Annotated in this window: 24 protein-coding genes; 6 read left to right on the plus strand and 18 right to left on the minus strand. The window is 64.0% G+C overall.

From position 1 onward, the window contains the following. Positions 1-18 precede the first annotated feature (18 nt). The 6 genes from NDO48_RS01080 to NDO48_RS01105 form a co-directional block, all read right to left on the minus strand. Complete coding sequence (locus tag NDO48_RS01080) at positions 19-1,494, minus strand: serine hydrolase (RefSeq protein WP_018429912.1); 1,476 nt, start codon at positions 1,492-1,494, stop codon at positions 19-21. 119 nt (positions 1,495-1,613) lie between these two features. Further along, positions 1,614-2,039 carry a GFA family protein gene (locus NDO48_RS01085; protein WP_018429911.1) on the minus strand — a complete coding sequence of 142 codons (426 nt, stop codon included), beginning with the start codon at positions 2,037-2,039 and terminating at the stop codon, positions 1,614-1,616. Positions 2,040-2,188: 149 nt separating this feature from the next. After that, positions 2,189-2,902, minus strand: a complete 714-nt coding sequence (locus NDO48_RS01090) for a helix-turn-helix transcriptional regulator (RefSeq protein ID WP_018429910.1) — start codon at positions 2,900-2,902, stop codon at positions 2,189-2,191. Positions 2,903-3,119: 217 nt separating this feature from the next. Continuing rightward, positions 3,120-3,704 carry a DJ-1/PfpI family protein gene (locus tag NDO48_RS01095; RefSeq protein WP_267320697.1) on the minus strand — a complete coding sequence of 195 codons (585 nt, stop codon included), beginning with the start codon at positions 3,702-3,704 and terminating at the stop codon, positions 3,120-3,122. Between the two features lie 23 nt (positions 3,705-3,727). Then, positions 3,728-3,898, minus strand: a complete 171-nt coding sequence (locus tag NDO48_RS01100) for a hypothetical protein (protein WP_018429908.1) — start codon at positions 3,896-3,898, stop codon at positions 3,728-3,730. Positions 3,899-3,993: 95 nt separating this feature from the next. Beyond that, a complete protein-coding gene (locus NDO48_RS01105; RefSeq protein ID WP_018429907.1) occupies positions 3,994-4,779 on the minus strand; it encodes an SDR family NAD(P)-dependent oxidoreductase in 786 nt (261 codons plus the stop codon). A gap of 184 nt (positions 4,780-4,963) precedes the next feature. On the opposite strand from NDO48_RS01105, the gene NDO48_RS01110 reads away from it, so the two are divergent. Beyond that, complete coding sequence (locus NDO48_RS01110) at positions 4,964-5,236, plus strand: metal/formaldehyde-sensitive transcriptional repressor (protein ID WP_018429906.1); 273 nt, start codon at positions 4,964-4,966, stop codon at positions 5,234-5,236. Further along, positions 5,233-6,225, plus strand: coding sequence for a CDF family Co(II)/Ni(II) efflux transporter DmeF (gene dmeF / locus NDO48_RS01115; protein WP_267320698.1), 993 nt, complete (start codon positions 5,233-5,235; stop codon positions 6,223-6,225). The genes NDO48_RS01110 and dmeF overlap by 4 nt, the downstream gene beginning before the upstream one ends. 23 nt (positions 6,226-6,248) lie before the next feature. Here dmeF and NDO48_RS01120 read toward each other — a convergent pair whose 3' ends face one another. Continuing rightward, a complete protein-coding gene (locus NDO48_RS01120) occupies positions 6,249-7,442 on the minus strand; it encodes a TCR/Tet family MFS transporter (protein ID WP_267320699.1) in 1,194 nt (397 codons plus the stop codon). Between the two features lie 495 nt (positions 7,443-7,937). Here NDO48_RS01120 and NDO48_RS01125 point away from each other — a divergent pair, with 495 nt between their 5' ends. After that, a complete protein-coding gene (locus NDO48_RS01125) occupies positions 7,938-8,411 on the plus strand; it encodes a VOC family protein (RefSeq protein WP_026227584.1) in 474 nt (157 codons plus the stop codon). A 278-nt stretch (positions 8,412-8,689) separates the two neighbouring features. After that, positions 8,690-9,919, plus strand: a complete 1,230-nt coding sequence (locus NDO48_RS01130; protein WP_267320700.1) for an MFS transporter — start codon at positions 8,690-8,692, stop codon at positions 9,917-9,919. A gap of 57 nt (positions 9,920-9,976) precedes the next feature. Here the strand turns inward: NDO48_RS01130 and NDO48_RS01135 are convergent, their stop codons facing one another. The 9 genes from NDO48_RS01135 to NDO48_RS01175 form a co-directional block, all read right to left on the minus strand. After that, positions 9,977-10,423: a GNAT family N-acetyltransferase gene (locus tag NDO48_RS01135; RefSeq protein WP_267320701.1), complete on the minus strand. Its 447-nt coding sequence runs from the start codon at positions 10,421-10,423 to the stop codon at positions 9,977-9,979. 31 nt (positions 10,424-10,454) lie between these two features. Then, a complete protein-coding gene (locus NDO48_RS01140; RefSeq protein ID WP_267320702.1) occupies positions 10,455-10,871 on the minus strand; it encodes a DUF1801 domain-containing protein in 417 nt (138 codons plus the stop codon). After that, a complete protein-coding gene (locus NDO48_RS01145) occupies positions 10,871-11,095 on the minus strand; it encodes a hypothetical protein (RefSeq protein WP_026227583.1) in 225 nt (74 codons plus the stop codon). The genes NDO48_RS01140 and NDO48_RS01145 overlap by 1 nt, the downstream gene beginning before the upstream one ends. Positions 11,096-11,129: 34 nt before the next feature. Next, positions 11,130-11,540 (minus strand): SRPBCC family protein, encoded by a 411-nt coding sequence (locus tag NDO48_RS01150; protein WP_018429896.1) that lies wholly within the window; start codon positions 11,538-11,540, stop codon positions 11,130-11,132. Next, positions 11,537-11,860 (minus strand): ArsR/SmtB family transcription factor, encoded by a 324-nt coding sequence (locus NDO48_RS01155; protein WP_018429895.1) that lies wholly within the window; start codon positions 11,858-11,860, stop codon positions 11,537-11,539. Before NDO48_RS01155 ends, NDO48_RS01150 begins: the two co-directional genes overlap by 4 nt. A gap of 70 nt (positions 11,861-11,930) precedes the next feature. After that, positions 11,931-13,559, minus strand: coding sequence for a TPR end-of-group domain-containing protein (locus NDO48_RS01160; protein ID WP_267320703.1), 1,629 nt, complete (start codon positions 13,557-13,559; stop codon positions 11,931-11,933). Positions 13,560-13,710: 151 nt separating this feature from the next. Further along, positions 13,711-15,396: a flotillin family protein gene (locus NDO48_RS01165; protein WP_018429893.1), complete on the minus strand. Its 1,686-nt coding sequence runs from the start codon at positions 15,394-15,396 to the stop codon at positions 13,711-13,713. A gap of 79 nt (positions 15,397-15,475) precedes the next feature. Continuing rightward, a complete protein-coding gene (locus tag NDO48_RS01170; protein WP_018429892.1) occupies positions 15,476-16,078 on the minus strand; it encodes an OB-fold-containig protein in 603 nt (200 codons plus the stop codon). A 3-nt stretch (positions 16,079-16,081) separates the two neighbouring features. Further along, positions 16,082-17,197: a PspA/IM30 family protein gene (locus NDO48_RS01175; RefSeq protein ID WP_018429891.1), complete on the minus strand. Its 1,116-nt coding sequence runs from the start codon at positions 17,195-17,197 to the stop codon at positions 16,082-16,084. A gap of 165 nt (positions 17,198-17,362) precedes the next feature. Between NDO48_RS01175 and ybaK the strand changes: the two genes are divergently transcribed. Next, positions 17,363-17,836, plus strand: coding sequence for a Cys-tRNA(Pro) deacylase (ybaK, locus tag NDO48_RS01180; protein ID WP_026227582.1), 474 nt, complete (start codon positions 17,363-17,365; stop codon positions 17,834-17,836). 110 nt (positions 17,837-17,946) lie between these two features. On the opposite strand, the gene NDO48_RS01185 is transcribed toward ybaK, so the two are convergent. Both NDO48_RS01185 and NDO48_RS01190 read right to left on the minus strand, forming a co-directional pair. Continuing rightward, positions 17,947-19,599, minus strand: a complete 1,653-nt coding sequence (locus tag NDO48_RS01185; protein ID WP_267320704.1) for an alpha/beta hydrolase — start codon at positions 19,597-19,599, stop codon at positions 17,947-17,949. 170 nt (positions 19,600-19,769) lie between these two features. Further along, positions 19,770-21,677, minus strand: a complete 1,908-nt coding sequence (locus NDO48_RS01190; RefSeq protein ID WP_267320705.1) for a propionyl-CoA synthetase — start codon at positions 21,675-21,677, stop codon at positions 19,770-19,772. Between the two features lie 247 nt (positions 21,678-21,924). On the opposite strand from NDO48_RS01190, the gene NDO48_RS01195 reads away from it, so the two are divergent. Beyond that, a complete protein-coding gene (locus NDO48_RS01195) occupies positions 21,925-22,080 on the plus strand; it encodes a hypothetical protein (RefSeq protein WP_018429887.1) in 156 nt (51 codons plus the stop codon). Positions 22,081-22,172 lie beyond the last annotated feature (92 nt).

Consider the following 22,172-nt stretch of genomic DNA (forward strand, 5'->3'; position numbering starts at 1 on the left):
CCCGGCTTCGAACTGCCGCTACTCCTGGACGCGGACGGCTGGGAGATCCTTGCCGGACTGGTGCAGGGTGAGGCTTGGGGCAGAGCCGTCGCCTGCCGCAAAGGTGATCGCCGCATCGACTTCCTTGTAGAAGAAGCGGCGCTCGCTCTCGGGGAACAGGCGCAGCCGGGGCTGGCCGGTCAGTTGGGCGTAGAGCTTGTCGCCATCGCGGCTGATGGTGAAGACAAGGCCTTGCATGGCAGCGTAGCGGCCGACATAGCCGTCGAACAGCGACGCATCGACCGACACCTGTTTGGGTCTGGGTTTTGGATCGTCGAGGGGGATTGCGGCGTCGAGCAGGTGCATGCCGATGTCATTGACGCCAGCGTCCGAGTTGGACAGCACAACCACGCCGGCCTTGGTCTTGGGGTTGAAACCGATGAAGGTGCTGAAGCCGCCGGTACCGCCATTGTGCCAGACGACCTGACCATTGGGTGTGTCGGTCAGCATCCAGGCGAGCCCGATCCTGCTGCCGCCGATGACGTCGTTGCGCGGCACCAGCGAGCTGGCGAGGGCCGCTGCAAGGGGCCTCTTGTCGGGTTCGATCGCCATTTCCAGGAAGTTCAGCATGTCGTTGGCCGAGGAACGCAGGGCGCCGGCGCCCTCAAGGGCCGGCAGGTCCCAGTTGGGCACGGGTTCGAGCCAGCTATTGTGGCCGCCCGCCATGCGCGCCTTGAGCTCTGGCGATAGCGCAATCACGGTGCTGTTCATGCCCAGCGGGCTTGTGATGCGCTGCCTGACCAGTGTGGCGTAGTCGACGCCGGCCCTATGGGCGAGCGCGTCGCCGAGCAGGCCGAAGCCGATGTTGGAGTATTCGTATTTGGCGCCGATGGCGCGCGGCAGTGTGTAGGACGAGAGGAACCCGTAGAGCTGGGCCGTGGTGTAGTCGGCATAGGGATTGGCGTCATCAGTGGGCGCCATCGTCTCTGGGATCGACGGCAGGCCGGAGCGATGCGTCGCGAGGTCGGCAAGAGTGATTTCCGCGCCGAATTTGCTAGGCACAGAGACGCCTGACGGCAGATGCCTGGCCAGTGGGTCGTCGAGCCTGAGTTCGCCGCGTGCATCCATGTCGGCAAGGACAAGGGCGGTGAACAGCTTGGTGATCGAACCGATCTCATAAAGCGTGTTGCCGTCGACCGGACGCTGGTCCGCGGCGCTGAACCGGCCATGCGCCAGGATATTGCGCCCCTCCGGGCCGATCGTGCCGACGACAATGCCGACGCTCTGGGCCTGGTCGTCGATGCGTCTCTTGAGGATGTTCAGGATGTCGGCATCGGCAGGGAAGCTGCCGTCACCGGTGCTGCTCGCCAATGCAGGTGTGGCGGCCGAAAGCAGCGGGCCGCCGATCAGCTTGTCGATGTAGAGCAGCCCCCCGGCAAAGGCGGCGACGGAGGCAATGGCGGTCGCGACAACAAGGGCGCCCTTGAGGGCGGACGGTTTTCTTCGAGAGTGCATGGCGTTGCTGTCTCCGGGCAGGACTTTCCGAACGGATCTTTCGAAAAGCCTTTGACCGGAACAGATTGCGAGAGCATTGCGGCGGGGCTGCCTCCGACCTCGCTACCGTTTCTGGCTCTCTAGCCGGCGGGGATGAACTTCAGCGTTCCGGCGACGCGCGGGCCGCCACCATTGTCGGACGGATGGTTGATGCCGTCCATGACCGGCAGCTCGGTGAAATCGAATGGGCTGACCCCTGCGAGGATGGCGGCGTTGACGCCATACTGGTTGGGGTCCGAGCGGCGCTGATGGTGGGTGTAGATGCCGCATTTCGAGCAGAAGTGATGCTTCGCCGACATGGTGTTGAACTGGTAGACGGTGAGCGCCTCTGCGCCTGCCACGACATCGACGCCGCCGAGATCGGCGGAGACGGCGACCGCGCCCTTCATCCGGCAATAGGAGCAGGTGCAGCGGCGGGCCGAGTTGAGGCCGTTCGACAGGCGCACGCGCAGACGCACCGTGCCGCAATGGCAGGCACCGTCGATTTCCTTGAGGTCCATGTTCATTGGCGAAGTCCTTCACTGGATACTGACCATCCAATGAGCGTTCGTTTCAGCCGGATCAAGACGGCGCGGACGCCGGTCCCTTGTGCCAGGGCAAAAAAAGAGCCCGGCACGGGGCCGGGCTTGACTTGGGAGGTGAAGGGAAAGCCCGGCTAGACCCGGGAGCTGCGGTCGCTGTCGAAGGTCTCGCTGCGTTCGACGCTGCGATAATAGTCGACCAGCAGTTTGCCGCGTTCGGGCTTGAAGCTGCGGCCGGCGGAGGTGACGGTCGAGATGCGGTCGATGCGGAAGGCGCGGAAGTCGTTGCGCATCTCGCACCAGGCGATCAGCGTCCAGACCTTGCCCCAGAACCACAGGCCGAGCGGGCGCACGTCGCGGGCCGAGCCGCGGCCTGCCTCGTCATTGTAGTCGAGGCTGAGCACCTGGCGCTTCTCGACCGCGCGCTCGATCAGGTCGATGGCCTCGCGGTCGGCATCGGAGACCACCCACATCGGGGTGTGAATCTCGGTGCGGGCGATGCGATCCTTTTCCTGGTCGGGCAGGACAGCACCGATCTTGACCAAAGCCTCGTCGGCGGCCCTCGCCATGGCAGCACCGCCGAAGGCGCGGACCATGCGGGCGCCGGCGACAAGGGCAACGATTTCATCGCGCGTGAACATAAGCGGCGGAAGGTCGAAACCCTCCCTCATCATGTAGCCCACGCCGGCCTCGCCATCGATCGGCACACCCGTCGACTGCAGGTCGGCGATATCGCGATAGATCGTGCGCTCGGACACCTCGAGCCAGGCACCAAGCTTCTGCGCGGTGACCAGGCGGCCGCCGCGAAGATGCTGCACGATCTGGAAAAGCCTGTCGGCCCGTCTCATGAAAATCCCTCGAAATCCGGGACGTCGCGCGTCCTCGATGGCAGCGCAATAACGTCCAAGGTCATTTTCCGCACATCGTCACCCCTTGGGTCGCCGCGACTTCAGGCGATGCGTTATTCCGGCAGTCCCATTGCGTCATTCCTGACTGGGGCGGGTCAGGCGGCCATGGCGGGACAATGCAACTGTATCATCGCACAGTGCTCCTGACAGCATATTGTCAGGAGGCTTGCGCATATTCGCGCGCGAACATGGTCCGCATCTGGCTGAATTGCTCTTTGTTTTCAGGCAGAAGGGCTTCGAGAAAGGCGACAGCGAAGGTGCCGGGCGCCGAACCGGGGGCGGAGACGATCCTGCCATCGGCAACCGCATGGAGCACGTCGCTGTAGCGCGATGCGCCGGCATAGGCGGGTTCGTGGCCAAGAATCCAGTCGCGGCCGTTGGAGGTGTGGGAGACACCTTCAAACAGGCCGGCGCGGGCGAGCGGCAGCGTGCCGCCGCAGATGCCGCCGACAACGCCGCCCCGCGTCCTGACCGCATGGAGGATGGCCGAGACATCGGGTGCATCCTTGCTGGTCCAGCCGTCGGAGCCGATGACGGCGATGGCGTCGAGGTCGGTGTTGTCAACAGGGTCGGCGCTGCGCATCGCGATGAGCTTGAGACCGCCGATGGAGGTCAGCGGCGAGGCATGCGGCGACAGCGACACCACGCGCAGCCCGAACCATTCGACCGCCGAGGCAGCCAGCAGGCCATATTCCCAGTCGGCATATCCTTCGATGAACAGCAGTCCAATGGTCTTGGTCATGGTCTTTCCCCGTTGTGGCCTTGTCAGTTGTAGTCGTTGCGCCGCGCGAAGCGGTCGGGCCAACCGATGTCCTTGCGGATGTCTTCCGGCAACGAATTCATGAAACGTTCGGTGCGGATCTCATTGTGGATGGTCCTGAGCTTGCCGGCATAATGCCTGACGGAGCGGAACAGATCGGGCGTGAAGCTGGGCATGACAAATCCTCCATTTCTTGAACGGGAGGAGTATCTCACACCCCTCCTGACAGCAGTCTGTCAGGAGTTGGCGGATGCCTGTTCGTCTTTTGTTTTCATGGCTTCACCGGCACCGTGTAGTTGAGCGCGAGGCGGCCGCCGTCGGCGAAAATCGTCTGGCCGGTGATGTAGCCGGCGTCGTCGGACGCCAGGAACGCGGCGACCGAGGCGATCTCCTCCGGCTCGCCCAGGCGGCCGAGCGGGGTGCGCGACAGCACGCGGCTGCGGGCTGCCGGATCGGCGATGCCGCGGGCCATCATGTCAGTGGCGATGGAGCCGGGGCCGATGGCGTTGACACGGATGCCCCAAGGCGCGAGCGCCAGCGCCATGACGGTGGTGAGTTGGGAGACGCCGCCCTTGGACACGGCATAGGGCACCTGGTCGGGGATGGCGACGACCGAATTGACAGAGGACATGTTGACGATGGCGCCGGGCGCGCCGCCCGACTTGACCTTCTCGACCATGAAACGCGCCACGGCCTGGCCGGCGAGGAACGAGCCCTTGAGATTGACCGACAGCACGCGGTCGAAATCGGCCTCGGCGAGGTCAAGAAAGTCGGCTTTATGGTCGATGCCGGCGTTGTTGACCAGGATGTCGACGTCGCCGAAGGCGTCCAGCGAGGCAGCGACGAGATTGTGGACGTCGAGGCGCTTGGCGACGTCGGCGCGGACGAACAGCGCCTTGCCGAGCTTCTCCAGTTCGGCCTCGGCGGCGGAGCCATCGTCCTGCTGGAGGTCGGCGATGACCACGCGCGCGCCCTCGCGCAGGAAGCGCTCGGCGATGGCAAAACCGATGCCCTTGGCTGCACCCGTCACGATCGCCGTCTTGCCGTCGAGCTTCATGATGCACTCCCTGCAGCCGCCATTGGGGAGGCGGACAGTGGCGGGAAGCGGGGCTGAGGTCAACGGGTGGCCTCGGGGCGACGCAGGTGCGGGAGCGGGCTCGCCTGATAGGGCTGAGATCGATGCTGGTTGCCAACATTCGCCGCAGGATATAGGGTACCCCCCTATATTATGTGAGGTAGCGATGTCGCATGTCGTCAAGGAAAAGGCCAAGCTGCTCGCCCGTGTCAGGCGCATCAAGGGCCAGGTCGAAGCGGTGGAGCGCGCGCTGGAGGCCGAACTCGGCTGCGCCGACGTGCTGCAGCTCGTCGCCTCGGTGCGGGGTGCTGTCGGCGGTCTGACTGCCGAGCTCATGGAAGACCACATCCGCGACCACGTGCTTCAACCCACCGACGCCGCCGAACGCCAGCGCGGCGGCGACGAACTGATCGACGTCATCAGGACCTACTTGAAATGAGCAACAATCATCCGCACGGCCACGGCCATTCCCATGGCGAGCACGCCCATCACGATCATGATCATCACGGGCATGGGCATCGCCGCGCGTTCGAGGCGGCGCACAGTCACGTCTTCCTCGGCGAGCGCCACGACCGCAATGCGCGTCGCACGATGTTCGTCATCGCGCTGACAGCGGTCATGATGGTCGTCGAGATCGTTGCCGGTACGATCTATGGCTCGATGGCGCTGGTGGCCGATGGTTGGCACATGTCGACGCACGCGGCAGCGATGCTGATCGCAGCACTCGCCTATGTCTTTGCACGCCGGCAGGCGCACAATCCGCGCTTCACCTTCGGCACCGGCAAGGTCGGCGATCTCGCCGCCTTTGCCAGCGCGGTGATCCTGGCGATCGTGGCGATCTACATTGGCTGGGAGAGTGGCGTCCGCCTGATGAACCCGGTGGCGATCAATTTCCGCGAGGCGGCCATCATCGCGATGGTCGGCCTTGCGGTGAATCTCGCCAGCGCCTGGTTGCTGCATGACGGCGGCCATGACGCACATGACCACGGCCATGCCCATGGTCATGGTCATGACAACAATTTGCGTGCAGCTTATGTGCATGTGCTGGCCGATGCGCTGACCTCGGTGCTTGCCATCTTCGCACTGGTCATGGGCGCGATCTATGGCCTGCGCTGGATCGACCCGCTGATGGGTACAGTCGGTGCGCTTGTCATCGCCCGCTGGTCGTGGACGCTGATCCGCGACGCCGGTCGTGTGCTGGTCGATTATGTCCCGTCAGGCGAGGACCTGCCCGACGAGATCCGCGACGCGGTGCAGACCGACAAGGACGTGATCACCGACCTGCATGTCTGGCAGGTCGGCCCGGGCCACCATGCGGCGATCGTGGCGCTCAAGTCGAGCGCGCCGGCGACGCCCGAGACCTACAAGTCGAAGCTCGCCCATATCCACGACCTGTCGCATGTGACCATCGAGGTGCAGCCGGCCTAGCGAACAGCTTCCAGTCGGGCACGCTAGGTTGCTGGAACCACTGCGGGCTCCTTGAACCTCAAACCGAGGATAAACGGCACGCTGAGCGCGTAGACGGCGACGACCGAGAGCCAGATCGCCCCGGGCCATTGAGTCCTAACCGCGAGGTAGATGCTGGAGAAGGCGAGCGGTGCTGCGATCGAGGCCAGGCTCAGGGCAGACGCCAGCACGCCCTGGAACTGGCCTTGTTGGCTTTCATCGACCTGACGGGTGGCAAGCGACTGCAGCGCCGGCACGCCGATGCCGCCAAGGGCAAAGACCGGCATGATGGCAAAAATCATCCAGCCGTCTGTGGCAAAAGCCATGACCACCAGTGCGGTGCAGGCGCAGGCGATGCCGATCAGGATGGTGGCCCGCTCGCCGAGCAGCTTCACCGCCGGTCCGGGAAGAAAGGCCTGGGCGAGGGCCTGGCAGACGCCGAACGCGCCGAGCGACAGGCCGATCCAGAGGCCGTTCCAGTTGAACGTATCGCTGCCCCACAGAGCCCAGGAGGTGCCGTAGGCCTCGCCGGTGGCGCTGAAGACGAAGAACACGAAGATGACCGGCAAGAGGCTCTTCACCGAAAACACCCAGCGCAGTGGCTTGAGCGGATTGAGGGCGGCGAGGTCGATCTTTTCGCGGCTGGGCGTTCGCGACTCCGGCAGGATGAAGAAAGCCAGCAGGAGATTGCAGGCGTTGAGCGCAGCGGCGGCGATGAAGGGCAGGCGCAGCCAATGGTCGCCGAGCACACCGCCCAGCACCGGCCCGATGATGAAGCCGACGCCGAACATGGCGTTGAACAGGCCGAAGCGGCGGGCTCGCTGTTCCTTGGGCGAGATGTCGGTGATGTAGGCGGTGGCCACCGAGATGTTGGCGCTGGTGAGGCCGGCGACGGCGCGGCCGAGCAGCAGCATCCAGAGGCTCGGGGCAAAGGCCAGGAACAGGTAGTTGACGGCTGCACCCGCGAGCGAGATCAGCAGCACCGGCCGGCGGCCGAGCCGGTCGCTCAGCGAACCGAGAACCGGTGCGAAGACGAACTGCATGGCTGCGTAAAGCGCGGTCATGACGCCGATATAGACGGCGACATTGTCGGCATGCGTGACGTCGCGCAACAGCGCGGGCAGGATCGGGAAGATCAGGCCTATGCCGACGGCATCAAGGACAATGGCAACATAGATGACGATGAGCGGTCTGCTCATGGCGGACTCCAATGAACGCGAGCGTACAACAGCGCCTCGCGCCGATGGCTGCTCGCAACGGGGCCTGATCGATATCAGGCGGGATGATTTTCGGGAGACGCTGGCGACCCACGCTCGAAACGGCATGGGTGCTTATGCTTGACCGCCTGGACGACTATTCGTCCACCTGTTTACTCCGCCACTGAGCGGATCAAGGGAAGCGGTCGCTTTTCGCGACAACGCTGTTTACGCCAGGTGATGTCGCCCGGCAAGAGGGCTCGGCTCCTGCACCGCTTCATCGTAGCTGCCGCGCCTGCGTCGGCCCTGCTGGCGCTGTTGGCAGCAGTGATCGCGGCCTGGCTCGACAAAGCTGCCGCGCGGGCCGCATAGTTCCTGGCGTCGCCCGGCCCGATCCAGCAACCGGCCGTGGCGGGTGCCCGTCCAGTTCGGAACGCCTGAGACGCTGATGCGTTGGGCCTGCGGCTGAGATCAACGAGGAAAGGATCAGACATGGCCATCGCCAAGAACACGATCTGCCTGTGGTACGACAAGGACGCAGAAGCCGCGGCGCGTTTCTACGCAACGGTGTTCCCCAACAGTAAGGTACATGCCGTCCATCGCGCGCCGGGCGACTATCCCTCGGGCAAGGAAGGCGACGTGCTGACGGTCGAATTCACTGTCGCAGGCATCCCCTGCCTCGGCCTCAATGGCGGGCCCGCCTTCGAGCACGACGAGGCTTTTTCGTTCCAGATCGCCACCGACGACCAGGAGGAGACCGACCGCTACTGGAACGCCATCGTCGGCAATGGCGGGCGGGAAAGCGCCTGCGGCTGGTGCAAGGACAAGTGGGGCGTCAACTGGCAGATCACGCCGCGCGTGCTGACCGAGGCCATGGCTGCCGGCGGCGGTGAGGCCAAGCGCGCCTTTGCAGCGATGATGGACATGAAGAAGATCGATGTCGCCGCGATCGAGGCGGCCCGGCGCGGGTGACAAGTCGGCCTGATAGCCGCAGTGCGCCCTGCCGGCGCGACCGGCAGGGCGGACATGGCTGGCAACCATTCCCGTTGACCAGCCAATAGTTGGTCCGTATGAATTTCGGCATGAGCATGATCTCGCGTCTTATCGTGGTAGGAAAGCGCATGGGCAAGGTGGCGTAACCACCGGGCGAAAGCACCCATGCGCGGCAAACAGGCTCCTCGCGGGGCCTTTTTTGTGCCCGCCGCCGGACATGCGTCTGCGGTGCAATTCCCCGGACGAAAGACCCTGCCATGGATCGCCAGGAACCTGATGCCTCACCGAGCCTCGTTGCTTCGTCCGGAAGGGCCGGCGATGACGGCTCGTCGCGGTTTGCGATGTTTGTGGCGCTGTCGGCGCTCTCGGTGCTGCCGGTCAACATCATCGCTCCCTCGCTGCCCAACATCGCTCAGGAGTTCGGGGCCGATGCTTCCGTCATCAACCTCGCCGTCGCAGGATATGCATTCGTCACCGCCTTTGTCGGGCTGATCTCCGGCGGCCTTCTTGATCGCTTCGGACGGCCGCCGGTAGCACGGGTGTCGATCTCGCTTTTCGTCGCGGCGTCTGTTGGATGTGCGGTTGCGACCGACATCACCACGTTCCTGCTGTGCCGTGCCGCACAGGCGGCCATTGCTGCCTGCTTTTCGGTGGCGCTTGTCGGGATCAAGTCGACGTCGAGCGCCGAGACCGGGGCCAGCCGGATGGGCTATGCTGCCATGGTGTGGGCGATCGCGCCGATGGTCGGTCCGACACTCGGCGGCACTTTGGACGCGTTGTTCGGCTGGCGGTCGATCTTCCTTGGCCTCACCGCTGCCGGTCTTTTTGTTCTCCTGCTACCTGGGCATGGGTTGCGGGAAAGGCCTGCAGTGGCTGATCGATCTGGATATCTCGGCGCGTACAAGCTGCTTCTGCGCAGCGCGAAATTCTGGGCTTATGTGCTGTGCATGACGTTCTCTATGGGAACGCTGTACATCTTCCTTGCCGGCGCTCCGCTGGCCATTGGCGGATCGAGTGCAGTGCTAGGACTGTATATGGGGCTGGTCCCTGCCGGCTTCATTTGCGGCAGCTTTCTGGCCGGGCGTATCGGCGCAAGGTTTGCCCGAGGCCGGATCCTTGTCCTGGCTCGGACGCTGACATGTCTGGGACTGCTGGCCTGTCTCGGACTGGCGGCGATTGCCGCATCCCACCCGCTGGCGTTCTTCGTGCCTTGCATGTTCATCGGCGTGGGCAACGGATTGACGATGCCTACGGCCAACATGGGCGTGATGTCAATTCGGCAGGACTTGCCCGGAACAGCCGCCGGCCTGTCGGCCGCCATGTCCATTGGCGGCGGTGCACTCGTCGTGTCGCTCGCTGGCCTGTTCTTTGAGGGGCATGGCGCCATCGCAGCACTTGCAACGACGATGCTGGCGTCTGCACTGCTGGCGCTGCTTGCGGCGGTCATCGCGGTCTGGCTGGACAGGGATGATCGCCCGAACGCATGAGGCGTGGGCGCGCTTTGCCAAGGGCGGGTGAGGGGCCACCAGGAACCGATCGTTGAGCTAGGGAAGATCCTTTCGCAACCGGACAGCGGGTGCGATGTCGGTCTGCACGGTCCCGGCAAAGCGGAAGCCTGAGGCCTCGTAGAACGGGCGCGCCCGCTGTCCGGCAACGACGTCGAGCGTTTGCGCTCCGAGAGCCTTGGCGCGGCGCTCGGCTTCGGCGACGAGCAAACTGCCAATCCCTTTCCGCCATGCTTCCGGCGCGACGAAGAGATCTTCCAGTTCAGCTCGGGCGGCATTTTTGCCGGCAAGGACAGTCACGAAGCCGATGGTCTCTCCGCCCAGTTCGGCTACCACGACATGCGACAGGTGCGCGGCCGGAACTTCGCTCGCCTCCGGCATTGCCTGCAATTCCTCGACATGGTCTCCCCAGGCCAGCGAAGACCGCAGCTTGAGCGCGCCGAGGGCGTCCCTGTCCTCGACCCGAGCGCGCCGGATGACGATCATCGAGGGTTCCGTGTTCTCGCTCAGTTGCGCCTCACGTCTTTTCGCCAGGCAAGGCTCTGGCCTGCCTGACCCAGTCGTAGAACTGGGCCTCGTCGAACGGCTTGTCCTCGTAGATATCAAGATAACGCACGTCGGCCTGCTTCGACGTGCCCGGCGGCGGCGGCGAGAGCTGCGCGCCTTTGAAGAACGCGACCTTGACGTATTTCGTCAGGCAGTGGAAGCCGAGGAACCAGAGGTCCTTTTCGGTGCCGTAGAAGGGCGAGTTCCACTTCACCGCCTTGATCACGCCGGGCACCGCCTCGGTGACGAGGGTGTCGATGCGCCGCCCGATATCCTGTTTCCATCCGGGCATGGCGTCGATGTAGGACTGGACGACGGCATCGCCGTAACCCTTTGATATCTGCGGGTTGCCGCCCGACAGCAGTTTGGGCGCCGCATCCTTGGCCATCAGGCGCGTCCCTTGGCAGCCGGTAGGGCGTCCTGCCTGTCGCTGAAATAGGGCAGGAAGAACATGTAGATGCCAGTCGGGATCAGCACGGCCAGCGGCGGCAGGGGCAGGTAGTAGAACCACTCCGGTAAGGTGCTGAGCGCCATTCCGGCAAAGATCGATGCGACGATCAGGCAGAAGAGGAGCGAGGTCCAGCGATGGACCGTGCGGATCACTTGTCTCATTGCAAATACTCCTGGAATCGATGGTGCAGCGAGGTCAATCGAACCTGGCTATGACATTGACCAGCTGGTCGAAGAAGCGCGGCCAGCCGACAGACGCACCCTGGAAGTAGGCCTTCTGGGCGGAGGTGAAACCACGCTGCTCCATGCGCAGGCTGGTGCCCGACGCGGTGGGGGCCAATGTCCAGGTAACGATGCTCCGGAGGTCCTTGGTGTCCCAGCGATAGGACAGGGTGCGGTTCTCTTCGACCGTCTCAACCTCGCAGTCGACCTGGCCCCAGTCGGCGGAGAGCGTGAAGCGGCGGCCGGCCACCGGGCTGAAGTCGTTGTTCATCAGCCATTCGGCAATGAGATGGGGCTGGGTCAGCGCGCGCCAGAGTTTTTCGGGCGGATAGGGGAAATCGCGCTCGACCACGACCGAGCGCGTGGTGTCCATTGTTTCGGTCATTGGTCCATCCTCCTGAGCAAATTTTCGAGATCGTCGAAGCGGTCGGTCCAGAAGCCCGACATCTCTGATGTCCAGTCGATCAGCGTCTTCAGCGCATCGCGCTCGACGCTGTAATAGGTGTAGCGGCCCTCATGCCGGTCGCGCACCAGCCCAGCCGTCTTCAGGATCTTGAGGTGCTTGGAGACCACGGGTTGCGAGACGCCTGCCTCGGCCAGCAGGCCCACGACGGTGGTGTCTCCATTGCGGCAAAGGCGCTCGAACAGGCCGCGCCGCGTCGGATCGGAAAGCGCGCGAAAAATCGCGTCCTGAGGTTCCGTCATAACTCATACCCAAATGGCTATGCGATGATACATAGTCAATCGGGTATGGGTGTGTCAATGCGATCCCGGATCAGGAAATCCTGGGGCGGAGCACCTGCGCAAAACGCGGATGATCACGCAGGGTGTCAAAATCGGCGTCGCTGCGCAGCATGTCGATGGTGTTCTGCGGGACTTTCCTGCCGGCCTTTTCGAGGTAGTCCAGCGCCTGTTCGACCTCGCCCGACAAAGCGTGAATGCAGGCTGCGTTGACCTGGGCGATGAATTCGTCGGGTTCGATTGCCAGCGCTCGCGTCAGCCAGGCGTGCGCCTTTTCCCTGTTGCCCAGATAGGTAAGCGCCAAAGCGCCGCGATGCAGCGGCGCAGCATCTTCGGGATAGAGGGCCGTGGCACGTTGGGCTCGCTCGAAACAGACACCTGCCCACTCCAGCCGTTCCGGATCGTCCCGTTCGACGAAGGCGGCGATCATCATCGGCGACACATAGTCGTCCGGTCGGAGCCGGGAGGCCAGCTTGAACAGCGAGACCATTTGCTCCCGATCGTTGCGGAAACGTGCCATGGTCGAGGCGAAGAAGAAATTGGCGTCGTAGGAATTGGGGTCGATCGCCAGCGCCTGCCGGTAAGACTGGTCGGCTTGGGTGTAGTTTTCGTTGCAGAACAACGCAAAGCCCTTGGCCGTATGCGCTTCCGGCAGACCGGGATCGAGCTCCAGCGCCTTGTCGGCAATAGCCAGGATGGCATCCGCCGGGATGCTGCCGCCGCCATGCCAGTCGCGCAGATAGCAGTCGCAGATGACCAGACCGGCATGGGCGCGGGCATAGGAGGGATCAAGCTCGGCCGCCCGGGCGAACATGCGCCGGGCCAGGATGAGGCGTGATTTCGTCAGTGCCAGCGCCAGCTGTCGGCCGTGAAGCTCGCAGTGATAGGCCTCGACATTGGCGGTACGGGCCTGGTGAATGGCCTGCCTCTCCTCCGGCAGCAGTTCGAGTTCCAGGTGCCCGACGACGGCTTCGGTGATCTCGTCCTGGATAGCGAAGACGTTGGCAAGCTCACGGTCGAAGCGCTCTGCCCAGAGCAATTCCCCGGTCGCGCCCTCGAGCAGGCGCGTGGAGACGCGGACGCGCTGGCCCGAGAGACGAACGCTTCCCTCGAGGAGGTAGCGGACCCCGAGTTCGCGGGCGATCTGGTCGCCCCTGACGGCGTGCCCCTTGAAGGCGAAGCTATAGTTCTTCGAGACGACCCTGAGCTTCCGGCTTTTGGCGAGCGCGGTCGTGATGTCCTCGGCGATTCCGTCGGAGAACCATTGCTGGTCGGGACCGGAGTTGTCGAACGGCAGAACGGCGATCGAAGGTCTGTCGGCCGGCGAGAGATCCGGAAGTGCGGTGTCGCCTGAGCGGGACGTGAGGCGCGCCGCATCGAGGATGTAGCCGCGTCGTGGCACGGTGCGGATCAGACCTTCCGCTTGCGGCCCTAGGACCATGCGGATGTCCTTCAGGCATTGGCTGAGCGAGTCGTCCGAAACGATGACATCCGGCCAGACGACCTCGATCAGCTCGTGCTTGTCGATGACCCTGCCGGGGTTGGTGACAAAGTAGGTGAGCAGGCAGAGGGATTTTGGGCGCAGTCTGAGTTCGGCAGCGCCGTTTCGCAGCGTGCCTTGCCTGAGATCGAGCGTGTGACCTGCGAATTCGAAAATCGACATGATCGGCATGGTCCGGCTGTCGTCACGCCACAATCATGCCCAAGGATCGCAGGTATTGCCACCGGCTGCGATCCATTCTCTTTTGCTGGTGCCGATACGGCTCGTAGCGGAAGTGGGCGCACCGCCTCCGCTACGTCGTCTTCTGGCTCGATCAGCCCTGTGGTGTCGCCGTCGCTTCTTCGTCGACGTCGTAGGCTTCGACAAGTTCAGGCTCTGCGTCGGCATAGGCCGGGTTGGGCGTAACGAGATCCTTGAGGGTTCCGCCTGCGCCGTCCATGCCTGCCGCGGCCAGCAGCGCGTCGATCAGCGGCTTGTTGCCGGTGAAGCGCAGCAGTTGGTCGGCGAGGTCGCCCGCGCCGGAGCGGTTGGCGCCGTCGCCGCCCGAGCGGCCGGCGGAGAAGCCCTGCGTGTCGAATACGCGGATGCTCTCGATGCGGCTTGCCGGCTCCATCAGCGCCTTGAGCGCTTCCGGCAGCATGCTGATGCGGGCCTGGGTCAGCTCGAACTGGATCATCTTGTCGGACAGCGTGTTCGACGCCTCGTTGCGGGCCCGGATGGTCTGGGCATGGGCCTCGCCCTCGACCTGGATGCCTTCGGCGCGCACCTTCATCGCCTCGGCGCTGGCACGTGCCTCGACGAGCGTCGCCTCGGCACGATCCTCTGCCGCGGCCTTTTCGGCGGTGGCGCTGACGGTGACGGTGACGGCCTCGGATTCGGCCGCCTCCTGCGCCTGCAGGATGGCGATCTGACGGTTACGGTCGGCGATTTCGCGCTCGCGGGCCGTCTGCACCTTTTCGTGGGCCGCAACGCTCAGGGCCTCTGCCTCGCGCGCCTTGGCCTCGGCGCGCAGCGTCTCTTCGCTCTTCTTGGCGATGGCGACTGCCATGGTCTGGCGGCTCAGTTCGACATCGCGTTCGGAGTTGATGCGGGCCTCTTCCCTGGCCTTGCTGGCGGCAGCCGAACGCTCGGCGATCTCGCGCTCACGCTCGATCTGTGCGCTCTGCTCGGCAAGCTTGGCGTCTTCCTCGGCCTTGGCTTTCTCGGCGCGGGTCAGCGCTTCCTTGTTGGCGACGTCGCGCTGCTGGTCGAGGCGGGCCTCTTCTTCCTGACGCTTGAGGGCGAAACGCTGCTTGGCGGCTGTCATGTCCTGCTCGGCGATCGCCACTTCGGTCTGACGGGTGATCTCGTTGCGCTCCTTGCGGCGTTGCTCGGTGATGGTGGTGAGCTTGGCCAGGCCGACGGCATCGAACGCATTGGTCTCGTTGAAGAACTCCTTCGGCGTCTGGTCGAGGCCGGTGAGGCTGACCGATTCCAGCTCAAGACCGTTGGAGCGCAGATCGGTCTCGACGGCGTCCTGCACCGCCTTGACGAAGTCGGAGCGGCTTTCATGCAACTGGTCGAGGGTGTTGCGGGCAGCCACTGAGCGCAGGGCATCGACGAGCTTGGCTTCGACCAGATCCTGGATCGCCTTGGGGTCGTTGACGCGGTCGCCCAGCGTCTGGGCGGCCAGGCCGATGCCGTCGTCGGTGCCGTCGACACGGACGTAGAATTCGGCACGGATGTCGACGCGCATGCGGTCGGCGGTGATGAAGGCATCTTCGCGGCGGCGGTCGACCACCAGCTTGACGGTGTTGAGCTTGACCCGTGCCAGCGCATGGACAACCGGCAGGATGAGCGCGCCGCCGTCCTTGACGACGCGGCGCCCGCCGACGCCAGTACGGACGAAGGCCTCGTCACGTTCGGCGCGGTGGTACAGCCGGCCGAAGGTGAAGCCGATGGCGGCAACGATGACCGCAACGATAGCGGCCCATATCAGGAATTCCTGGATAGCTTCCAAAGTCCGCTCCTATTTTGACATGCAGATGTGACGTGCAGGCCGGCTGTGCCGACCAGAAAACCTAAGGCCCCTGGTCGCTTCACTCGCTGGTGAAGGGGATGACCAGAAAGATGCGATCACTGCCGGGCACGGCCGAAACCACGACCACCTCGGCCCCCTTGTCGATAACGCTGCCAGGGTCGGCGGGCCGCGCCTTGACGGTGTGCAGGTCGCCGTGCTCATCGCGAACGCGGATTGCGCCGGGCACACCGTCGTCGAGCGGGCCAAGGGTGACAATGCCGCGCCGGCCGATCATGTGCTCGCGCGTCACCGCGTAACTTTCGTCACGCGGCAACACCTTGGCGATGCCGTTGCCGACCAGCTTGGTGACGCCGACCGCAACGGGTGCTGCAACTATGGCGTAGGTCCAAGCCGGCAGGGCCGAGATCGTGCCGTCGAGCAGCATGCCTGTTGCACCGAAGCTGGTTAGCAGCAGCATACCGAGAATAGAGAACGGCACGCGGCCGAAGTTCAGCCAGTCGAACAACTCGCCGATGCTGGTACCGTCGATCATGTCGGCCACTGAATCGCCGAGCGAGACGCTGCCGGCGAAGTAGACGACAATTTGCAGCACGCCGAGGCTCAGCCCGGCGAGCAATGGGTAAAGATAAAGCGTTGAGGCGGACGTGAAGTCCTGAAGCATCGCTTATTCCTTGTTCTCGATCTCTTCGCGCAGGGCGGCCAGCCGGTCGTCAATTCTTCGATCTCGCCCGAATGCCTCGAGCTCGGCAAGATCTTCGCTGCGGGACGCACCCGCCGGCAAGTCGGTCAGCCGGCCGACGGCGCTGAGGGCAGCGGCGATCCTGTCTTCAGGGGAGGGGTGACGGATCGCGGCGGCCGTGGCCTGGCCCTGCGTCTGATGCTGGCTGGCGCGGCGTGCGATCTTCACCCGCTCCTCGGCATCGCGGCGGGCTGCGGCAGCGGCATTGAGGGCGGCTCTGGAGTCCGCAATGCGGACATCGACATCATCGACCAGCTTGTCGATGGAAGCGACCTGGGCATTGATATCGTCCTGGCGGCCTATACCTGCACGCGCCAGGTCTTCACGGCCGGAACGCAGTGCAACACGGATGTTGGCGTCGAGCCCGACATGTTCCTCAAGTAGATCTTCGCGCTGCATGGCATAACGCTTGCGCTCGGCGATGAGCGCGGCAAGGCCGGACTTGAGCTCGTCGGCAGCCTTGTCGATCTCGCGGATGGCCTGCTCGGCAACCGCTTCGGGTGCCTTGCGCTCGAGGCTGTCGATGACGGTGGTCACGAGGCCTGCCGCGAGGCGGGACACTCGACCGGAAATGGACTCGGTCTGCATGGCGTCGATCTCCTTGTTTTGCATCTCTCGGGAAAGAGGCACTGACAGCGAATAGGTTCCATCCTGCCGGATGAGGTGAGAAAGTGAAATCTTTTCAGTTGTTTCGCTGTATCCTGTTACCAGGAAACTGGCGATCAGGCGGCCGTGGAGGGTGGCCAGGGATACGCTGTCCACGCCCTTGAACGACATCAGCTTTTCGTCGAGCGGCAGCCGGTCCGCCGACCACAGGCCGGCGGCGTATTCGCGGATACCGTTGGTCACCAGGCGGGCAGGCAAGCCTGTCTGCAATCTGATCTGCTCGTAGGCCAGGCGCTGCAGTTCGAAAGTGTCGGCACGGTTGGACGGCGTGAGCGCATCCAAGATGTCGCGAACGCCTGCATAGGCACGAAACGTATCGGCAAGGTCGTTGCGGCCGCTTTCATCTAGGATAAGCTTGTAGTTCGCAGACTTCATGCTCAACTCCTTACTTCAATCACTTAGGAGGTGATTTTGATTTTGTCAAGAAAATCACCGATACGGTGATTGAGCGCATTTCCTGGCGATGCAGGTGGCGCGCTTCGCGAGCCAGGCGCCCATCGCCGCCTTGCGAAAGGCTGGGGCAGTGTTGCACAACGGGGCATGTCCAAGACCACTCCCGCTACGCTCGTGCTCTCCAAGTCGGGCATCCCGTTCGCGCTTGCGACCTATGACTACGATGCCGGGGCCGAGCGTGTCGGGTTGCAGGCGGCCGAGGCGATGGGGGTTTCACCTGGCATCGTGCTCAAGACGCTGATGGTCGAGGTCGACGGCAAACCGGCCTGCGTGGTGGTGCCCTCGGACCAGGAGGTCAACATGAAGAAGGTGGCGGCGGCCTTCGGCGGAAAGGCGGCGCAGATGATGAAGCCCGACAATGCCGAGCGGTTGACCGGCTACAAGGTCGGCGGCATCTCCCCCTTCGGCCAGCGTAAGCAGGTGCCGACTGCTATCGAGGAATTGGCGACGCTGGAGGACGAGGTCTTCCTCAACGGCGGACAGCGCGGCCTGCAGATCCGCATGCGCCCGGACGACCTGATCGCCGCACTGGGCGCCAAGGTGGCCGACCTCATCCGCTGAAATCGGCTTGAAGGAGCTGGCCGCCTGGCGGCGGATTTTTGCACGTGCCGCCAGGAGCGGAGCGCGGTCGGGGGCCTGACGCGCAGATCCGTTACCCCCGGCGTCCTGCGCTACTTGCGCGCGTCGATGAAGTGCTGCTTCAGCCGCGTTACCTGTTCCGGTGACCAGTCCTTGACGTCGGTCACCTCGAGCCAGGCATCGATATAGTGCTCAGCGGCGTAGACGTGGCCATGGCCCATGGGCGAGGTGGTGCCGATGGCGATGTCGAGGACGAGTTGCAGGAAGGTGACGACCGGATACCAGCGCAGTTCGGGCGAGACATCGGGGCCGCGGGGCGTCTTCATCCAGTCCGGCTCGCGGTAGAAGGCGTGCGCGTCGAAAAAGGTGATCGGGTCGCTGGCATATTGCAGGTAGACGATGCGCAGCGGGCCCCAGACGGCGCCGGGAATGGCCAACGCGTTCTTCTGGGCGGTGAAGCGGACATAGGAGCCGTCGCGGAACTCGGGCAGCCATTGGGGCGTGCCGGGATTACGGTCGGTGGTGATGGCGTTCCAGATGCGACTGGGGAAGGGTGGGCCGACCCATAGTGCGCCCTGGTAGGGATCGCCCAGCACCTCGAACAGCTCGTTGGACAGCTCGGACGAGAGCGCGCCGAGACTGAGGCCGTAGAGATAAAGCTTCGGCCGTGTCTCCTTGGGCAGGGTGCGCCAGTAGCCATAGACCTCGGTGAACAGGGCGCGGGCCTGCTCGGCGCCGTAGCCAGGCTCGACCAGCAGCGACAGCCAGCTGGCCAGATAGGAATATTGCGCCGCGACACTGGCGATGTCGCCATTGTGCAGGAACTCGACGGGATCGATGCCCTGTTCATCGACCCATCCGGTGCCGGTGGGCGTGATGATGACAAGGGCCGAGCGCTCGAAGCCGCCGGTGCGCTTGAGTTCTTCGAGTGCGAGGCGGGCACGCTCTTGTGGCTTTTCGGCGGATTGCAGCCCGACATAGACGCGGACCGGTTCCTTGGCTGGCTTGCCGGTGAGTGCCCCAATCTGGGCAGCGGTCGGCGCGGTTGCGACGTAAGAGCGGCCCATGCGGCCGAGATCCTGCCAGCGGACAAGCGAGGCGGCACTGCCGGTCTTGGCCGGATCGGTCGGTTGCCGCTCGTCCGGCGGCATCAGGCGGTCGAGGCGCTGGAACGAGCTGTCGGTAAAGCGCAGGCCATAGCGGAAGACGACGCCGTCGGCGATGGACCAGAAGACGATGACGGCGATGGTGGTGCCGACGACATAAGAGACACGCTTTGGCACGAAGCGGTTGAGGTGCCGTGAGACGAAATAGAGCGTGATCTTGAACAGCCGGGCGAGTGTGATGAGGATGACGAAGGTGACCAGCGCCAGCGCGCCGACCTCGAGCGGATGGACGCTGTCGACCGGCTCGAGGCCCATGACTGATCGGATCGAATTCTGCCATTCGGAGGCGCGCCACAGGAAGGCAAGGCCGATTGCGGCGCAGGCGACTACAGCAACGATCTTGGAGATGCGCAGGAAACGCGCCTTCGGCTCGGGCAGGCCGAGATAGTGCCACAGCCAGCGCAGGAAGAAGCCGACACCGTAGCCTGCGGCGGCCGAGCAGCCCGACAGCACGCCCTGGGTGAGATAGTTGCGCGGGATCAGCGTCGGCGTCAGCGAGGCGGCGAAGAACAGGGTGCCGATCAACAGGCCCGTCAGCGAGAACGAGTACCAGTATCTGACGATCCAGTTGCGCAGCATATTCCGGTGCCCCTCATGCAATCAGGGGCAACTTGCCTTGAGGTTGGCGTGCAGGCAATGGCACAGCGTCCAAATCTGCGGGTGCGGAGGATGAAGCGTCGTCGCGTTCCCAATACTGCTCGACGGGCTCATGGCGTGTCGAATGGTGAGCCTGTCGAGCCACGAGGGCGCTAGACTCCGATGCCTCGAGCCTTCAGCGCCTCCGTGATTTCGTCGAGGATGGCAGGATCGTCGATGGTAGCGGGCATTTTCCATTCCTCGTGGTCGGCGATCTTCTGCATGGTGCCGCGCAGGATTTTTCCCGAGCGCGTCTTGGGCAGGCGCTTGATGGTGACCACCATCTTGAAGGCGGCGACCGGGCCGATGCGGTCGCGGACGAGGCCGACGACTTCTTTTTCGATCGTTGCCATGTCGCGGGAAACGCCGGAATTCAGCACGATGAAGCCGCAGGGCACCTGGCCCTTCATGGCGTCGGCAATGCCGATGACGGCGCATTCGGCGACATCGGGGTGCTCGGCCACAACTTCCTCCATGCCGCCGGTCGACAGGCGGTGGCCGGCGACGTTGATGATGTCGTCGGTGCGAGCCATGATGAAGAGGTAGTTGTCGTCGTCGATGTAGCCGGCATCGGCCGTCTTGTAATAGCCGGGGAACTCGGCGAGGTACGCGTTGAAGAAGCGCTCGTCGGCGTGCCACAGTGTCGGAAGGCAGCCGGGCGGCAGAGGCAGCTTGACCACGACATTGCCAAGCGTGCCGCGCGGAACGTCATGGCCGGCATCGTCGAGCACACGCACGTCGTAGCCCGGCATCGGCACGCAGGGCGAGCCGTATTTGACCGGCAGCAAGCCGAGCCCGACAGGGTTCTGGCTGATCGGGTGGCCGGTCTCTGTCTGCCACCAATGATCGATGACAGGAACCTTCAGCTTCTGCTCAGCCCATTTGATGGTTTCGGGATCGGCGCGCTCGCCGGCGAGAAACAGGGTTCGGAATTTCGTGAGGTCATACTGCGGAACGAAGAGGCCTTGCGGATCTTCCTTCTTGATGGCGCGGAAGGCGGTCGGCGCGGTGAACAGGGCGACGACACCGTGTTCCGAAATGACCCGCCAGAACGTGCCGGCGTCAGGTGTGCCGACCGGCTTGCCCTCGAACAGGATGGTGGTGGCGCCGTGCAGCAGTGGGCCATAGACGATGTAGGAATGGCCGACCACCCAGCCGACATCCGATGCGGCCCAGAAGACCTCGCCCGGCCTGACGCCGAACTCGTTCTCCATCGACCATTTGAGCGCGACCATGTGGCCGCCATTGTCACGCACTACGCCCTTGGGCTGGCCCGTGGTGCCCGAGGTGTAGAGCACGTAGAGCGGATCTGTGGCGGCGACGGAGACACATTCGGTGGTGCGGCCAGCGGCGCGTGCCGCCCCCACCGCCTCGGCATAGTCGAGGTCGCGGCTGGCGACGAGGTCACATGGCAGCTGAGGGCGCTGCAGGATGAGGCAGCGCTCGGGCTTGTGGGCCGAGAGTTCGATCGCCTGGTCGAGCAGCGGCTTGTAGGCGATGACGCGGCCGGGTTCGATGCCGCAGGACGCCGAGACGATCAGCTTCGGTGTGGCGTCGTCGATGCGGGTGGCGAGTTCCTTGGCGGCGAAACCTCCGAAGACGACCGAATGGATGGCGCCCAAGCGAGCGCAGGCGAGCATGGCTATGGCTGCTTCCGTCACCATCGGCATGTAGAGGATGACGCGGTCGCCCTTGCCGATGCCGTGGTCGCGCAGCACGCTGGCCAGCGCATTCACCTCGGCCAGAAGTTCGGCATAGGTGAATTTCTTGATCGTGCCGGTGATTGGGCTGTCGTGGATCAGTGCCACCTGGTCGGCGCGGCCGGACGCGACGTGGCGGTCGAGCGCATTGTAGCAGGTGTTGCATTCGGCTCCGGTGAACCAGCGGCCATAGACGCCCGCACCGGCGTCGAACACCTTGTCCCAGGGCTTGGACCAGTCGATTGCTTCTGCCGCCTCGGCCCAGAACCGCTCGGGGTCACGCGTCCAGCCGTCATAGACCTCATGATAGCGAGATGACATGGCGTCTCCTTCCCAGGATGTCTTTGCCCTCGAGGGCCTTTTATGGTTGGCGGATTTTGTAATGTCCTTGCGGCGGCGGCGTCCATTTGACCTTGGTTTAACAGCGGCTCCGAAAATGGTGTTTCGACCGTCTTTTCGAGGCGCTTCCGCGCAAGGCCGCTGTTCTCAATTCGTAGCGCCCACTTTAGCAGATCGCCGGCAGCGTGGGGCGCTTTGACAGCGGCGCGCGAAATTGGTCAAAGACGGCATGTCCAAAGCGCTGTCGCTCGTCATCATCGCCATGATGGCCATCCAGATCATCAAGCCGCTCGGTCTGCCAGGGCTCAGGCAGCGACGCGATTTCTGGAAGCTTGCGGTAGCAGCGCTTGCGGCGATCTCGATCACCGCACTTCTCGGGCACTAGAGCATTTCCGCTTTTCTTCGAATCGCAAAAATCCTCTATCTCTTTGTTTTTGCGCAATTCCGGACGGAAAACCGCGGCGCACTTTTCCTGGA

It is taken from the genome of Aminobacter sp. MET-1 (assembly GCF_026521175.1).
Lineage (GTDB): Bacteria > Pseudomonadota > Alphaproteobacteria > Rhizobiales > Rhizobiaceae > Aminobacter.

Coding starts and splice junctions, on each gene's coding strand:
- NDO48_RS01150 (WP_018429896.1), bottom strand. CDS start 11,540: ATGACCGAAACAATGGACACCACGCGCTCGGTCGTGGTCGAGCGCGAT.
- dmeF (WP_267320698.1), top strand. CDS start 5,233: ATGAGCAACAATCATCCGCACGGCCACGGCCATTCCCATGGCGAGCAC.
- NDO48_RS01140 (WP_267320702.1), bottom strand. CDS start 10,871: ATGGCCAAGGATGCGGCGCCCAAACTGCTGTCGGGCGGCAACCCGCAG.
- NDO48_RS01090 (WP_018429910.1), bottom strand. CDS start 2,902: ATGAGACGGGCCGACAGGCTTTTCCAGATCGTGCAGCATCTTCGCGGC.
- NDO48_RS01080 (WP_018429912.1), bottom strand. CDS start 1,494: ATGCACTCTCGAAGAAAACCGTCCGCCCTCAAGGGCGCCCTTGTTGTC.
- NDO48_RS01100 (WP_018429908.1), bottom strand. CDS start 3,898: ATGCCCAGCTTCACGCCCGATCTGTTCCGCTCCGTCAGGCATTATGCC.
- NDO48_RS01110 (WP_018429906.1), top strand. CDS start 4,964: ATGTCGCATGTCGTCAAGGAAAAGGCCAAGCTGCTCGCCCGTGTCAGG.
- NDO48_RS01095 (WP_267320697.1), bottom strand. CDS start 3,704: ATGACCAAGACCATTGGACTGCTGTTCATCGAAGGATATGCCGACTGG.
- NDO48_RS01155 (WP_018429895.1), bottom strand. CDS start 11,860: ATGACGGAACCTCAGGACGCGATTTTTCGCGCGCTTTCCGATCCGACG.
- NDO48_RS01120 (WP_267320699.1), bottom strand. CDS start 7,442: ATGAGCAGACCGCTCATCGTCATCTATGTTGCCATTGTCCTTGATGCC.
- ybaK (WP_026227582.1), top strand. CDS start 17,363: ATGTCCAAGACCACTCCCGCTACGCTCGTGCTCTCCAAGTCGGGCATC.
- NDO48_RS01170 (WP_018429892.1), bottom strand. CDS start 16,078: ATGCTTCAGGACTTCACGTCCGCCTCAACGCTTTATCTTTACCCATTG.
- NDO48_RS01145 (WP_026227583.1), bottom strand. CDS start 11,095: ATGAGACAAGTGATCCGCACGGTCCATCGCTGGACCTCGCTCCTCTTC.
- NDO48_RS01160 (WP_267320703.1), bottom strand. CDS start 13,559: ATGTCGATTTTCGAATTCGCAGGTCACACGCTCGATCTCAGGCAAGGC.
- NDO48_RS01190 (WP_267320705.1), bottom strand. CDS start 21,677: ATGTCATCTCGCTATCATGAGGTCTATGACGGCTGGACGCGTGACCCC.
- NDO48_RS01105 (WP_018429907.1), bottom strand. CDS start 4,779: ATGAAGCTCGACGGCAAGACGGCGATCGTGACGGGTGCAGCCAAGGGC.
- NDO48_RS01195 (WP_018429887.1), top strand. CDS start 21,925: ATGTCCAAAGCGCTGTCGCTCGTCATCATCGCCATGATGGCCATCCAG.
- NDO48_RS01175 (WP_018429891.1), bottom strand. CDS start 17,197: ATGAAGTCTGCGAACTACAAGCTTATCCTAGATGAAAGCGGCCGCAAC.
- NDO48_RS01130 (WP_267320700.1), top strand. CDS start 8,690: ATGGATCGCCAGGAACCTGATGCCTCACCGAGCCTCGTTGCTTCGTCC.
- NDO48_RS01085 (WP_018429911.1), bottom strand. CDS start 2,039: ATGAACATGGACCTCAAGGAAATCGACGGTGCCTGCCATTGCGGCACG.
- NDO48_RS01185 (WP_267320704.1), bottom strand. CDS start 19,599: ATGCTGCGCAACTGGATCGTCAGATACTGGTACTCGTTCTCGCTGACG.
- NDO48_RS01135 (WP_267320701.1), bottom strand. CDS start 10,423: ATGATCGTCATCCGGCGCGCTCGGGTCGAGGACAGGGACGCCCTCGGC.